The organism is Mesorhizobium sp. CO1-1-11 (assembly GCF_020164995.1).
Lineage (GTDB): Bacteria > Pseudomonadota > Alphaproteobacteria > Rhizobiales > Rhizobiaceae > Mesorhizobium > Mesorhizobium australicum.
This window is the reverse complement of the sequence record NZ_JAIUHE010000001.1, coordinates 346,476-358,818: the sequence shown is the minus strand read 5'-3', so window position 1 is coordinate 358,818 and position 12,343 is coordinate 346,476. Positions and strand designations below refer to the sequence as shown.

11 protein-coding genes are annotated in these 12,343 nt (G+C 62.6%); 8 read left to right on the top strand and 3 right to left on the bottom strand.

Annotated features, from left to right (window positions below):
- Positions 1-144: 144 nt before the first annotated feature.
- Together LB554_RS01700 and LB554_RS01695 are read left to right on the top strand one after the other, a co-directional pair.
- Positions 145-501, top strand: coding sequence for an ArsR/SmtB family transcription factor (locus tag LB554_RS01700; RefSeq protein WP_141906572.1), 357 nt, complete (start codon positions 145-147; stop codon positions 499-501).
- The gene (locus LB554_RS01695) at positions 498-977 is read left to right on the top strand and encodes an SRPBCC family protein (RefSeq protein ID WP_224582866.1); all 480 of its coding nucleotides are present in this window, start codon (positions 498-500) and stop codon (positions 975-977) included. The genes LB554_RS01700 and LB554_RS01695 overlap by 4 nt, the downstream gene beginning before the upstream one ends.
- Before the next feature lie 93 nt (positions 978-1,070).
- Here the strand turns inward: LB554_RS01695 and LB554_RS01690 are convergent, their stop codons facing one another.
- Positions 1,071-1,424 (bottom strand): SnoaL-like domain-containing protein, encoded by a 354-nt coding sequence (locus LB554_RS01690; protein ID WP_015318872.1) that lies wholly within the window; start codon positions 1,422-1,424, stop codon positions 1,071-1,073.
- Positions 1,425-1,549: 125 nt separating this feature from the next.
- Positions 1,550-2,152: a 2'-5' RNA ligase family protein gene (locus LB554_RS01685; protein ID WP_224582865.1), complete on the bottom strand. Its 603-nt coding sequence runs from the start codon at positions 2,150-2,152 to the stop codon at positions 1,550-1,552.
- Between the two features lie 280 nt (positions 2,153-2,432).
- Between LB554_RS01685 and LB554_RS01680 the strand changes: the two genes are divergently transcribed.
- The 5 genes from LB554_RS01680 (at position 2,433) to LB554_RS01660 (ending at position 7,774) form a co-directional block, all read left to right on the top strand.
- Positions 2,433-3,590 carry a fumarylacetoacetate hydrolase family protein gene (locus LB554_RS01680; RefSeq protein ID WP_140788066.1) on the top strand — a complete coding sequence of 386 codons (1,158 nt, stop codon included), beginning with the start codon at positions 2,433-2,435 and terminating at the stop codon, positions 3,588-3,590.
- Between the two features lie 295 nt (positions 3,591-3,885).
- The gene (locus LB554_RS01675; RefSeq protein ID WP_140788064.1) at positions 3,886-4,821 is read left to right on the top strand and encodes a substrate-binding domain-containing protein; all 936 of its coding nucleotides are present in this window, start codon (positions 3,886-3,888) and stop codon (positions 4,819-4,821) included.
- 117 nt (positions 4,822-4,938) lie between these two features.
- A complete protein-coding gene (locus LB554_RS01670) occupies positions 4,939-5,925 on the top strand; it encodes an ABC transporter permease (protein WP_140661452.1) in 987 nt (328 codons plus the stop codon).
- Positions 5,926-5,928: 3 nt separating this feature from the next.
- Positions 5,929-6,720 (top strand): ATP-binding cassette domain-containing protein, encoded by a 792-nt coding sequence (locus LB554_RS01665; RefSeq protein WP_015318877.1) that lies wholly within the window; start codon positions 5,929-5,931, stop codon positions 6,718-6,720.
- A 31-nt stretch (positions 6,721-6,751) separates the two neighbouring features.
- Positions 6,752-7,774, top strand: a complete 1,023-nt coding sequence (locus tag LB554_RS01660) for a LacI family DNA-binding transcriptional regulator (protein ID WP_015318878.1) — start codon at positions 6,752-6,754, stop codon at positions 7,772-7,774.
- Positions 7,775-8,084: 310 nt separating this feature from the next.
- On the opposite strand, the gene LB554_RS01655 is transcribed toward LB554_RS01660, so the two are convergent.
- Entirely contained in the window at positions 8,085-8,675 is a 591-nt protein-coding gene (locus tag LB554_RS01655) for a TetR/AcrR family transcriptional regulator (protein WP_015318879.1), read from the bottom strand.
- Positions 8,676-9,166: 491 nt separating this feature from the next.
- Here LB554_RS01655 and LB554_RS01650 point away from each other — a divergent pair, with 491 nt between their 5' ends.
- On the top strand, positions 9,167-12,343 hold the full coding sequence (locus tag LB554_RS01650) for an efflux RND transporter permease subunit (RefSeq protein ID WP_140661637.1): 3,177 nt from the start codon (positions 9,167-9,169) through the stop codon (positions 12,341-12,343).

Sequence of the window (12,343 nt, the reverse complement as noted above, 5' to 3'; positions counted from 1 at the left end):
CAGTCGAATCCGTTTCGCAGCCTAAAACCGCCCTTCCCGCTTGGCCAGCAGCTTGGTCAGCGTTGCCGGAAATTTGGCGCTTGCCAACACTAAGGAAATTACCTAAGTGTTTCTAGTCGCTTTTTGACGACCCGGGACCGATCGATGACCAGCCTCCAGAGTGCAAATCCAAGCCTCCCGCCGATCGACGGCATTTTTCGCGCGCTTGCCGACCCGACGCGACGGCGCGTGGTGGAGCGGCTGAACAGGAGCCCTGCTTCGGTCAGCGAACTGGCCCAGCCTTTCGATATGGCCCTGCCATCCTTCATCGACCATCTCAAGATTCTCGAAGGCTGCGGGCTGGTTCGTTCGCAAAAGACCGGACGGGTCAGGACTTACGAGCTTGCGCCTGAACCGTTGAAGCTCGCCGAAAGCTGGCTGGCCGAACAGCGTACAGTTTGGGAACGCCGCCTCGACCGGTTCGATGCCTATGTCATGACCCTCAAGGAGCAGGAAAAATGAGTTATTCCTTCGAGCCCGATCCCCGGCTGGACCTGACGCTGGAGCGCGTAATCGATGCGCCGCGCGAATTGCTTTGGCGAGCCTGGACGACACCTGAGCATGTCAGGCAGTGGTTCACGCCGAAGCCATGGCTGATCACCGACTGCGAGATCGACCTCAGACCGGGCGGCCTGTTTCGGACACGCATGCAGTCGCCCGACGGCAAGGAGGTCAGTGACCGCCACTGCTGCTATCTGGAAATCGTGCCCAACGAGCGGCTGGTGTGGACGGATGCGCTGCTGCCCGGCTATCGACCCTCGGGGGAGCCTTTCATCACCGCGGTCATTTCGCTCCATCCGGATGGCCAGGGTACGCGCTATGCCGCTACAGCCATTCACCGTGACCAAGCCACCCGCGACAACCATGAAGAGATGGGTTTCTTCGACGGCTGGGGCACGGTGGCCGATCAACTTGCGCAGTATGTGAAGACGATTTGAACGCCCCCAGCGGCCAGAGGATCCTCTGGCCGCCGTGCTCATTTTCAACCTTGCCGCAAAGAGAGCAAAGCTAGGAAGGCCCGATTTCCGGCCTCAGTAGTAAAAGCGCTCTTCGGTGATCTTGCCGTTCTTGACCGTGTACAGGCCAACCTCATCCATGGTGACACGCTCGCCGGTGGCCTTGGGCGTTATGTCAAAGGTGAAGCGCACCGCGAATTGATCGCCGTTGACATAAGGGCCCTCGACCGAGCCGCCATGCACTTCGTGGTTCTCTTGCCACCACTGGCTTTTCTGCCTGAGGGCCTCCTTGCCGTGACTGACGGCCATCGGTCCCTCCATCGCTTCGTAGCTGGCGATATCGTCGGCATTGTATTTTTCGGCAGCACCTTCGTTGTTGCCCTGCTTGAGAAGTTCGGTGAACTCCTTGGCGATTTCCGTGACGGTCATTTTTGTTCCTCCTGTTCAGACGCATTGCAAGTAGGGAACCGCTTGCGGACCTGCCATCGCGGACAGGTCGATAGCTGACATGACCCTGTCAGGATGGGGTGTCGCGCGAACCAGCGGCCCCTTCGTTACATCGCAATCAGCGGCCAACGTTCCAGAAAATCATATTGCGTCAGCCCGCGCAGGCTGTGCACGAGAATGAACTCCCGCGCCACGAAGCTGATCGGCTCGATCGGCAGTTGTGGGATAAGTTTCTGGTCATAGGCAAGGGTCAGATGAGGGACGAACCCGTCTGACGCCTTGAGGCCTTGACGCAGCATTTCGGCGCCGAGATTCCCGCTCAGTTCACAAACCGGTCCGTCATCGGCCACAAGCACGAAGGGGTGCTTGGCCGGTCGGCCTCTTGTCGCCGGACGGCCAGGAAAGCTCCTGGCGTGGCGAAAGGTGATCTCAAAAGCAGGCATCACGACGCGCTGCCCCGATCGGGTGGCCGCAAAGATGATTTTCGACCGCAGCCGCTTGTAGTCCCCGACATGCTGCTGGCTGACATGAAAACGCTCCGGTATCAGCGGTGAGCCGGCTATGCCAAATTTGTGGCATAGTCGGCTTTGACAATCAGCAAACCTAGAATAATCCCCTGCCTGCAGAAACACGCCGAAGAAGACACGATCCGGTTTTTTGGGCCGCCTTGGCGGTTCTGGAATTCCGAAATCTAGTTCGTCTTGGTACATTACCTATACGCTCGCCAAGGAACACCTATACGCTCGCCAAGGAACGCCTCCGTTCTGTTCTGGCGCCCAGAACAGAACACGAACAATTCTCTGAGTCAAGTTCGAGTAACCGGACCCTAAGCCCGGTGATGTCCTTGACATCCGGACATCGTGGATGACCCAGTCGGCATATTCGCGGCCACCGCTCGACTGCTTGGATGGGATAGACCTTTGAATGAAATCCGGCGAAAGTGCCGCGCCGACCGGGCCAGCATTTTCGATTCAACGAGGAACCCAACTCATGACCAACCCGACACATCTGCCCGCTGAAGGCTTGTTTGTCGGCCGCGCCAGGAGCGGCGATGCCTCGCACCCCCTGGTCGTCACGGTGCGCGACGGCACCGTCTTCGACATCACATCCAGCGCGGCGCCCACCGTGCGTGACGTCTGCGAATTGGCCGACCCGGCCGGCCATGTGCGCTCGGCCACGGGCAAGCCGATCGGTTCACTCGACGATATCGCGTCCAACAGTTTCGAAGCCACGCGCGACCGGGCAAAACCCTTTCTGCTGTCGCCGGTCGACCTGCAGGCGATCAAGGCTTCCGGCGTCACCTTCGTGGTCAGCCTGCTCGAACGGGTGATCGAGGAACAGGCGCGTGGCTCGGCCGACAAGGCCGACGCCATCCGCGCCGACATTGCGGGCCTGATCGGCCATGATCTTTCGAAGCTCAAGCCCGGTTCGCCAGAGGCGATGGAGATCAAGGCCAAGCTGATTTCGCGCGGCGCCTGGTCGCAATATCTGGAAGTGGGCATCGGCCCCGATGCCGAGATCTTCACCAAGTGCCAGCCGATGGCCTCGGTCGGCTTCGGCGCCGATGTCGGCCTGCATCCGGTGTCGACCTGGAACAATCCGGAGCCGGAGATCGCCATGATCGCCGCATCGAGCGGCAGGATCGTCGGCGCCACCATCGGCAACGACGTCAATCTGCGCGACGTCGAGGGGCGTTCGGCGCTGCTGCTCGGCAAGGCCAAGGACAACAACGCCTCGGCCTCGCTTGGCCCCTTCATCCGGCTGTTCGACGACACGTTCTCCATCGCCGACGTGAAGCAGGCCGTCGTGCGCCTGAAGGTCGAGGGCGAGGACGGGTTTTCGCTGGAGGGGGCGAGCTCGATGGCCGAGATCAGCCGCTCGCCGGAGGAGCTGGTTGCCGCGGCCATGGGCCCGCACCACCAGTATCCGGACGGGCTGGCGCTCTATCTCGGCACCATGTTCGTGCCGTCGAAGGATCGCGGCGAAAAGGGCAAGGGGTTCACGCACAAGGTCGGCGACATCGTCACCATCTCGTCGGAGAAATTCGGCGCGCTGGTCAACCGCGTGCGGCTGTCGCCCGATTGCCCGCACTGGACCTACGGCGCCAGCCATTTGATGCGCGACCTCGCCAAGGCCGGCCTGCTCTAAGCGGCTTTTGGGGGCTTTCCCCCTCCCGTGACCGCCCGGACATGATCGGGATAGTCCGCCCGGCTGAGCTCTCTGTGACAATCATCCGACTGCCCGGGAAAAATCATCCAGACTGATGCGATCTGATGGGGTTGCTGATGGCGCCGCGTCAGGCGCCAACTACATCTGCAGAGGGAGGCTTGCCATTCGCCGAAAAAGGGAATGCTCTTAGGTATCCGAGCGGCGCTGGCAAAAAGACGCAATCCGGCTGAAGCCGGAACAAGGGACGGATCATCTTCAACCGGGAGGAAATCAAATGCTGACGAGACTAAGACTTGTGCTCTACGGCCTGCTGATCGCGCTGACGATCATTCCGGCAGCCGCGCAGGCCAAGACGTTCTACTGGATTTCACATGGCGGGCCGGCCGACCCGGTCTGGACCTACTTCCTCGCCGGCGCCAAGCAATGGGCCAAGGACACCGGCAACACCGTCAACACGTCGTTCCACAATGGCGACGTCGCTTCGCAGCAGGAGGCGGTCCGTGCCGCCCTCTCGGCCAAGGCCGACGGCATCGTCACCACCAGCCCCGATCCGGGCAGCCTGGTCGAGATCGTCAAGGAAGCGCGCGCGGCCAACGTCCCGATCATCAACTTCAACACGCCCGATCCCAAGGCCAATTTCAACGCCTATGTCGGCGGCGACAACGTCACTTTCGGCAAGCACTGGGCGCAATATCTGGTCGACAAAGGCCTGGTGAAGAAGGGCGACTTCGTCTGGATGCCGGTCGAGATCCCCGGCGCCACCTACGGCGTGCAGGAAGAAGAAGGCATCAAGAGCGTCTTCGGACCGCTCGGCATCACCTATGAAGTGACCGAAGCGACGCTCGACCAGGCCGAGGTGATCAACCGCATGGTCGACTACCTCACCGCCCACAAGGGCAAGGTCAACGCCATCATCGGCCTGGGCGACCTCGTAACCGGTTCGATCAAGCGCGTGTTCGACCAGGTCGGCGTCAAGCCGGGCGAAATTCCGGTGGTCGGCTGGGGCAACTCGCTCGACACCACCCAGGAAGTGCTGAACGGCTATGTCAATGCCGGCCAGTGGCAGGATCCGCAGGCGACCAGCTATGTGGCGCTGTCGCTCGCCAACATGGCGGCCAGCGGCATTCCTCCGGGCTTCAACGTCATCACCGGCGCGCTCTATGAGAAGGACACCGCGGCGGTCTACGACAAGATCCTGTCCGGCAAATAATCCGCGATCCCCTGGCGCCGCGCGTTTTCGCACGGCGCCAGATATCTTCCTGCGCCGTGGCATGCCACCCGATGCGGTGGAGCTCGCGGCCCGTCCCAACCATGTCGCGGGTTCCCAGTGGAAAATCATTCGCTCATCCAACGCCTGATCGCGCGGCCGGAATTCGGACCTTTCATTCTGCTCATCGTGGAGATCGCCGTTTTCTGGGGTTTCAACCACGACTTCCTGTCGCCGCAGAACATCTCCAACACGCTGGCCTTCACGGTCGAGCTCGGCCTGATCGCGCTGGCGATGACGCTGTTGATGACTTCGGGCGAATTCGACCTCTCCGTCGGGTCCCTGTTCGGCTTCTCGCCCGTGCTGATGTGGACGCTGTTCAATGCCGGCGTCACCTCGCTGGAAATGGGCTTCCTTGTCGCGCTGGTGGTTGCCGCCTTGATCGGCCTGGTCAATGGCTGGTTCGTCACGCAGCTCAAGATCCCGTCCTTCCTGGTGACGCTCGGCATGCTGCTGGTGGTGCGCGGCAGCGCGCTTTTCATCACCGACGGGTTTCCGCAGCGCACCTGGAGTGCCGAAGGCAGCTGGCTGGCGGAGGCTCTGGTCGGCGACTTCTTCATCGGGCCGTTCCGCATCTACATGTCGCTGTTCTGGTTCATCGCCGCGGCGATCGCGCTCGGCTTTGTCCTGACGCAAAGCCGGACAGGCAACTGGATCCAGGCGGCGGGCGGCAATCCCAACGCGGCGCGTGCCCGCGGCGTCAATGTCAATCGCGTCAAGGTCGGCCTGTTCGTCCTGTCGTCGGTCATGGCCTCGCTTGCCGGCGTCATCTCCTCGCTGCGCACATCCGCCGCCAACCCCAACAGCGGCACCGGCTACGAGCTCGAGGTGATCGCCATGGTGGTGATCGGCGGCACCGCACTCACCGGCGGGCGCGGCACCATCATCGGCACCGTGCTCGGCATCCTGATCCTGCGCGTGATGCGCAACGGCATCGTGCTGATCGGCGTGCCCGGCCTTGCCTACAACATCTTCATCGGCGCGATCATCCTTGGCATGATGGCGCTGCATTCATGGCTGGAACGCCGGCACCAGGCGGGGACTTGAACCATGGCCGAGCCATTGATCCGCATGCACAACATCCGCAAGTCCTATGGCCGCGTGCAGGCGCTGGTGGACGCCAATTTCCATGTCAACGAGCGTGAGATCGTCGGCCTTCTGGGCGACAATGGCGCCGGCAAATCGACGCTGATCAAGGTTCTCTCCGGCGCGGTGCCGCTGACCAGCGGCGATATTTTCATCCGCGGCAAGAAGGTCACCTTGCGCGATACCAGCGACGCCATCGCCCACGGCATCGAGACTATCTACCAGGACTCCGCCCTGGTCACGCAATTGTCGATCGCGCGCAACCTGTTCCTGGGTCGAGAACCGATCAAGCCGCCGCGCTTCCTCAACCGCATGGACCAGGACGCCATGAACACGGTTGCGCGCGATCTGCTCAAACAGGTCGGAATCTCCAAGAACATCCCGCCGACGACACCGATCGGCTCGCTCTCCGGCGGCGAGCGGCAGGCGGTCGCGATCGCGCGCGCCATGCATTTCGACAGCGACCTGATCATCCTCGACGAGCCGACCAACAATCTCGGCGTGGCGGAGACCCAAGGCGTGCTCAGCTTCGTGCGCAACGCCCGCGATTCCGGCCACTCCTGCATCTTCATCGCGCACAACATCCACCATGTCTTCCAGGTGGTCGACCGCATCGTCGTCATGCGCAGGGGCAAGGTGGTCGCCGACGACATCGATCCGAAGACGACAACCGTGACGGAAGTCGAGCGCATCATCACCGGCATGTCGGACAAGGACATCCGCGACGCCCTCGCCGACGGCAAGCCGGCGCACTGAGGACGTACGAAGCGACGTGTAGGGTTGCGGCATGAAGGCTACCGTCTCCGACATCGCCAGGAACTGCGGGCTGTCGACCGCGACGGTCGACAGGGTGCTCAACAACCGGCCCGGAGCGAGTGCCGCCAACCGGCAACGCGTCATGGAGGCCGCCAAGCAGCTCGGCTATCTGCCGGTCGCCGACCAGGTGACGCTTCCCTCGAGGCCCGCAAACCTGGAATTCTTCCTGCCGATCGGCTCGAACGACTTCATGCACGACCTGGCAAAGCACATCGAGGACTACGCCTCGCGCCTGCCGCTGGTGGCGTCCTGCCGGATTCACAATCTCGCCGGTATCTCGCCCAATGCCTTGCAGACCGCGGTCGAAAAGCTGTCGCTGCGCGCCAACGGCGTCGGTGTCATCGCGGTCGATCATCCCAGGACGCGCAACATCCTGCGCGACATGGTCGAGGCCGGTATCCGGCTGGTGACGCTGGTGTCCGATATTCCGGCCGCTCCCCGCTCGGCCTATGTCGGCATCGACAACCGCGTGGCGGGACGGACGGCGGCACTTTTGATGGGACGCTTTCTCGGCGGCCGCGAGGGGCAGCTGGCGATGGTCGTCGGTTCGCGTTCCTATCGCGGCCATGAAGAGCGCGAGATGGGCTTCCGCTCCGTGCTTGGCGAGGAGTTTCCCAACCTCACCGTCAGCAGCGCCGTCGAGATCAATGACGAGCCCGACGCCAGCTATGCCGCAACCATGAAAGCGTTGCGCAACGAGCCGGAACTGCTCGGCATCTATTGTGTCGGCGCCGGGCGCTCCGGCATTGCCAAGGCGATCCGGGAAACCAGGCCCAACCGCAAGCCGGTCTTCATCTGCCACGACCTGACCAGGGAGACACGCGGCTACCTCGTCGACGACCTCGCCGACGTCGTCATCGACCAGAACGCCAGGCTGATCGCGGAGCAGTCGGTGATCCAACTGCTCGGCTCGATCGCATCATCGGCGCCCTATCTCACCCGCAAATTCATCGAGCCGCGACTGATCTTCCGGGAAAACGTACCCGTGCAGTGAGATCCCGCATCTCCTGGGGAACCTGACCGCCCCTGCAAATCTGCACAGCAGCTATGCACAATTCATTGTTGCCGAATCATTGGGCAACTCGTACGTTCTGGTTGTCGGCCATCTACTCCTCCCAGATGCGATGCCGACGCTGAATGGGGTGCACCTCCTCCCGCGCCACATTCGAAATCGAGCCCGCTGCCACCTCCTCCCGGCAGCGGGCTTTTTTCGTTCAGTCAACGGGAAATAGCGTGCTGCCTATAGGGCAGCAGACATCGTTTCGGTCACGCGACCGCAAAATCACCAGCAGCCACGGCAATACTTAACCGGCGGCAGTGCCCCGGAAGGAAACGATCAGTCCTTCAGCCATCCGCACGAACTGCGTGCTCGGGCCCTCGGCACCGACGGTCTGCACACTGACCCGCGCACCTTCAAACAGCAGCGACAGCGTATCGGCGAGAAGCTCGGCCTGGCCGATGCCGGCATCCCGGCAGAGCCCGACCAGGCGTTCGCGCTGGGCTTCCTTGAGTTCCTTGATGACGCGCCTTGCCGGATGATCGGGTTCGGTCAGCTCGGCGGCGGCGTTGGCCATGTCGCAGCCACGGCCGTCGGTGTTGAGCATGGCGGCGGCCTTGCGAACCCAGGCATGAAGTTGAGCGAGTTTGTCACCCGGATGCTCGGCCTCGAACGTTTCCCACATCGCGCCAGCTTTCAGTGCGTTGGCGCGCAGGCATTCGACGATCAGTTCGTCCTTGGATTCGAAGTGACGATAGAGCGTCATCTTGTTCGTGCCGGCAGCCTCGGTGATGGCGTCGACGCCGACGCCCTTGATGCCGTGCTTGTGGAACATGTCACGCGCCGTCTCCAGAATCCGATCCCGGGGACGAGAGCGCTCCACGACGCCGTCTGTCATCATGATCTCCTTTCGTTTCCAAAAAACCCTCGGCCACCTCTTGACTAGGGTGTTACCGGTCTGTAACTTCCAGAATGTTACTTACTGGTAACACCTATATCGTCCGTCGTCAATAACAAGGTCGTGAACTGGTCCTACCAGATCGAGATGGACGAAAAGATTGCCAATCATGCGGCCTCGGCCGGTGAAGAGATGAAAAACGGTTCGTGAGCACGGGCTGCGAATCGACAGACAAGGAGCCGGCCAATGCCACAGCGCCGCGATCTTACCATAGATGAGGCCGTCCGGGATCCGATGATCCGGCTGGTCATGAAGGCAGACGGGGTCGACCCCCGCGCGTTCGAGAACATGTTGCGTTCGCTTGCCGATGGGCAGCGTCGCGAGGTGCCGTTGCTGCGTTCACGGGAAGGGTCCCGGGACGGGCGCGGGCAGTTGTCCAGGGTCGCCAGCGCCTTCGGGCGGGCAAGAGCGGCCGGAGAGGCGTGCGTGTCGTGGTAAACTTCTTCATCCATCGTCCGATCTTCGCCTCGGCGATCGCCATCATCATGGTCCTCGCCGGCACGATTTGTTATTTCCTGCTGCCCGTCTCGCAGTTTCCGGACATCACACCGCCGCAAGTCGTCGTCAGCGCCCACTATCCGGGCGCCAGCGCGCAAGTGGTGGCAGACACGGTGACGACGCCGCTGGAGCAGCAGATCAACGGCGTGCAAGGCATGACCTACATGTCCTCGACGAGCTCCAATGACGGCTCGTCGACCATCACCATCACCTTCGATGTCGGTTATTCCCTGAGCACGGCCGCCGTCGACGTCCAGAACCGCGTCTCGCAGGCCGCCTCGTCGCTGCCGGCGATCGTCAACCAGGGCGGCGTGACGATCAAGAAGCAGAACCCGAACTTCGTGCTCATCGTCAACCTGACCTCGCCCGACCATTCGGTCGATCCGGTGGCGCTCTCCAACCTTGCCTATCTGCAGGTGGTGGATCCGCTGAAGCGGCTGCCTGGTGTCGGCGACGTGCAGATTTTCGGCGAACGGCGTTATTCGATGCGCGTCTGGCTCGATCCGGACAAGCTCGCCAATCTCGGCATCACCGCGGTCGATGTGCAAAATGCCATCGCCGAACAGAACGTCCAGGTGGCGGCCGGCAAGATCGGCCAGTCGCCGGCGCCCGCCGGCACCGCCTTCGAGATGCAGGTCAACGCCGTCGGCCGGTTGAGCGACCCGAAGGAATTCGGCGACATCGTCGTGCGTGCCAACACCGACACCGGCTCGCTGGTGCGGCTGCGCGACGTCGCCCGTATCGAGCTTGGTGCCCTGCAATATTCGTCCTCGGCCTTTTTCGGCAAGGACCCGACCGTGGTGCTCGCCGTCTATCAGATGCCCGGCTCCAACGCGCTCGATCTGCAGCAGCGCGTCAAGGACAAGATGCAGGAACTGTCGGCCCGTTTTCCCAAGGGCGTCGACTATGCGATGCACTACGATACGACGCGCTTCGTCTCGGCCTCGATGCATGACGTGCTGATCACGCTTGGCGAAGCCCTGGTGCTCGTCGTCGCCGTGGTCTTCATCTTCCTGCAGAGCTGGCGCACGACCATCATTCCGACCATCGCCATTCCGGTGTCGCTGGTGGCGACGCTCGTCATCATGGAGATGATGGGTTTCTCGCTCAACATGCTCTCGCTGCTCGGCATGGTGCTGGCGATCGGCCTTGTCGTCGACGATGCCATTGTCGTGGTCGAGAATGTCGAACGACAGCTCGAGGCCGGACTGAAACCGCTGGCGGCGACAAAGGCCGCCATGGCCGAGGTCACCGGCCCGATCATTGCGACCACCGCGGTGCTGATGGCGGTGTTCGTGCCGGTTGCCTTCATTCCCGGTGTCTCCGGCAAGCTCTACAACCAGTTCGCGCTGACGGTGGCGATCTCCGTCGGCATCTCCGCCTTCAACTCGCTGACGCTCAGCCCGGCGCTCAGTGCAGCCTTCCTGCGCCATCGCGGCGAAACGCAATTCTTCCTGTTCCGCTGGTTCAATACGGGCTTCGACAGACTGTCGCATGCCTATGCCAATGGCGTGCGCATCCTTATCCGGCTGCGCTGGATCATGCTTGGCCTCTTCGCCGCCGGCCTGGTCGCCACCTACTTCGTCTGGCAAAAGCTGCCCTCGACCTTCCTTCCGGTCGAGGACCAGGGCTATTTCTTCGTCGTCATCCAGCTGCCCGACGGCGCTTCGCTGGAGCGTACCGATGCAGTGGCACAGAAGGCGCGCGACATCCTGCAGGCAACGCCAGGCGTCGACATCGTCGGCTCGATCAGCGGCCTGAACTTCCTCACCAGCGCGGCGCAGTCGAACTCGGCGGTCGAGTTCGCCATCCTCAAGCCGTGGGAGGAGCGTGGCCCCGACCAGAGCGCCTCGAAGCTCGTCGGCGACGTGCGTGGCAAGCTGATGCAGATTCCGGAGGCTTTTGCGCTCTCCTTCGATCCACCCTCCATCCCCGGCATCGGCACCACGGGCGGCTTCGAATTCGTCGTCGAGGACCTCACCGGCCGCGGCAGCACGGCCCTCAACGACGCCACGCAAGCGGTGATCGCCGAGGCCCGCAAGCAGCCTGAAATCAATCCGCAGCAGCTGTTTTCGCCGTTCTCGACCTCGACGCCGCAGTTCAACTACGATCTCGACCGCGCCAAGGCGAAGCTGCTCGGCCTCAACCTGCCCGACGTCTTCAACACGCTGCAGATCTATCTCGGCTCGCTCTACGTGAACGACTTCAACCTGTTTGGCCGCACCTTCCGGGTGACCATCCAGGCCGACAAGGATTCACGTGCCGGTGCAGCCGACATTTCACGGCTCTATGTGCGCAATGCCTCCGGCGGCATGGTGCCGCTCAGCACGTTGGGGAAACTGGTGCCGTTCGTCGGCCCGGAAACCGTGCCGCACTACAACAACAACGCCTCGGCCACCATCAATGGCGGCGCCGCTCCCGGTTATTCGTCGGGCCAGGCGGTCGCCGCCATGGAACGGGCCGCGGCGACCGCGCTGCCCAGGGATTTCGGTTTCGAATGGACCGGCATCACTTTCCAGGAGCTCAAGGCGGGGTCGATCGCGTCGGTGGTCTTTGCCCTCGCCATCGTCTTCGTCTTCCTGATCCTGGCGGCGCAGTACGAGAGCTGGGCGATGCCCTTCATGGTGCTGCTGGCCGTGCCGCTCGCACTGTTCGGCGCGTTCGCCGCACTTTGGGTGCGCGGCATGCAGATCGACGTCTATTCGCAGATCGGCTTCGTCATGCTGATCGGCCTGGCGGCCAAGAACGCGATCCTGATCGTCGAGTTCGCAAGACGGCGGCGCGAGGAAGGCCTCAGCATCGTCGAGGCATCGATGGAGGCCGCCCGGCTGAGACTGCGGCCGATCCTGATGACCGCGTTTGCCTTCATCCTCGGCGTGGTGCCGCTGATGATCGCCACCGGTGCGGGTGCCGCCAGCCGCCAGTCCATCGGCACCACCGTGTTCGGCGGCATGGTCGCCGCGACCATCCTGTCGCTGGTGTTCGTGCCGGTCTTCTACGCGGTCATCGAACAGCTGCGCGAACGGCGCGGCGGCGACGAGCCCGCTTCTCAACACACTGAGCCAGCGGCCAAACCCGCCTTCCCTCCCCTGGCGGAAGCGGCCGAATAA

Coding starts and splice junctions, on each gene's coding strand:
- LB554_RS01700 (WP_141906572.1), top strand. CDS start 145: ATGACCAGCCTCCAGAGTGCAAATCCAAGCCTCCCGCCGATCGACGGC.
- LB554_RS01695 (WP_224582866.1), top strand. CDS start 498: ATGAGTTATTCCTTCGAGCCCGATCCCCGGCTGGACCTGACGCTGGAG.
- LB554_RS01690 (WP_015318872.1), bottom strand. CDS start 1,424: ATGACCGTCACGGAAATCGCCAAGGAGTTCACCGAACTTCTCAAGCAG.
- LB554_RS01685 (WP_224582865.1), bottom strand. CDS start 2,152: ATGTACCAAGACGAACTAGATTTCGGAATTCCAGAACCGCCAAGGCGG.
- LB554_RS01680 (WP_140788066.1), top strand. CDS start 2,433: ATGACCAACCCGACACATCTGCCCGCTGAAGGCTTGTTTGTCGGCCGC.
- LB554_RS01675 (WP_140788064.1), top strand. CDS start 3,886: ATGCTGACGAGACTAAGACTTGTGCTCTACGGCCTGCTGATCGCGCTG.
- LB554_RS01665 (WP_015318877.1), top strand. CDS start 5,929: ATGGCCGAGCCATTGATCCGCATGCACAACATCCGCAAGTCCTATGGC.
- LB554_RS01660 (WP_015318878.1), top strand. CDS start 6,752: ATGAAGGCTACCGTCTCCGACATCGCCAGGAACTGCGGGCTGTCGACC.
- LB554_RS01655 (WP_015318879.1), bottom strand. CDS start 8,675: ATGACAGACGGCGTCGTGGAGCGCTCTCGTCCCCGGGATCGGATTCTG.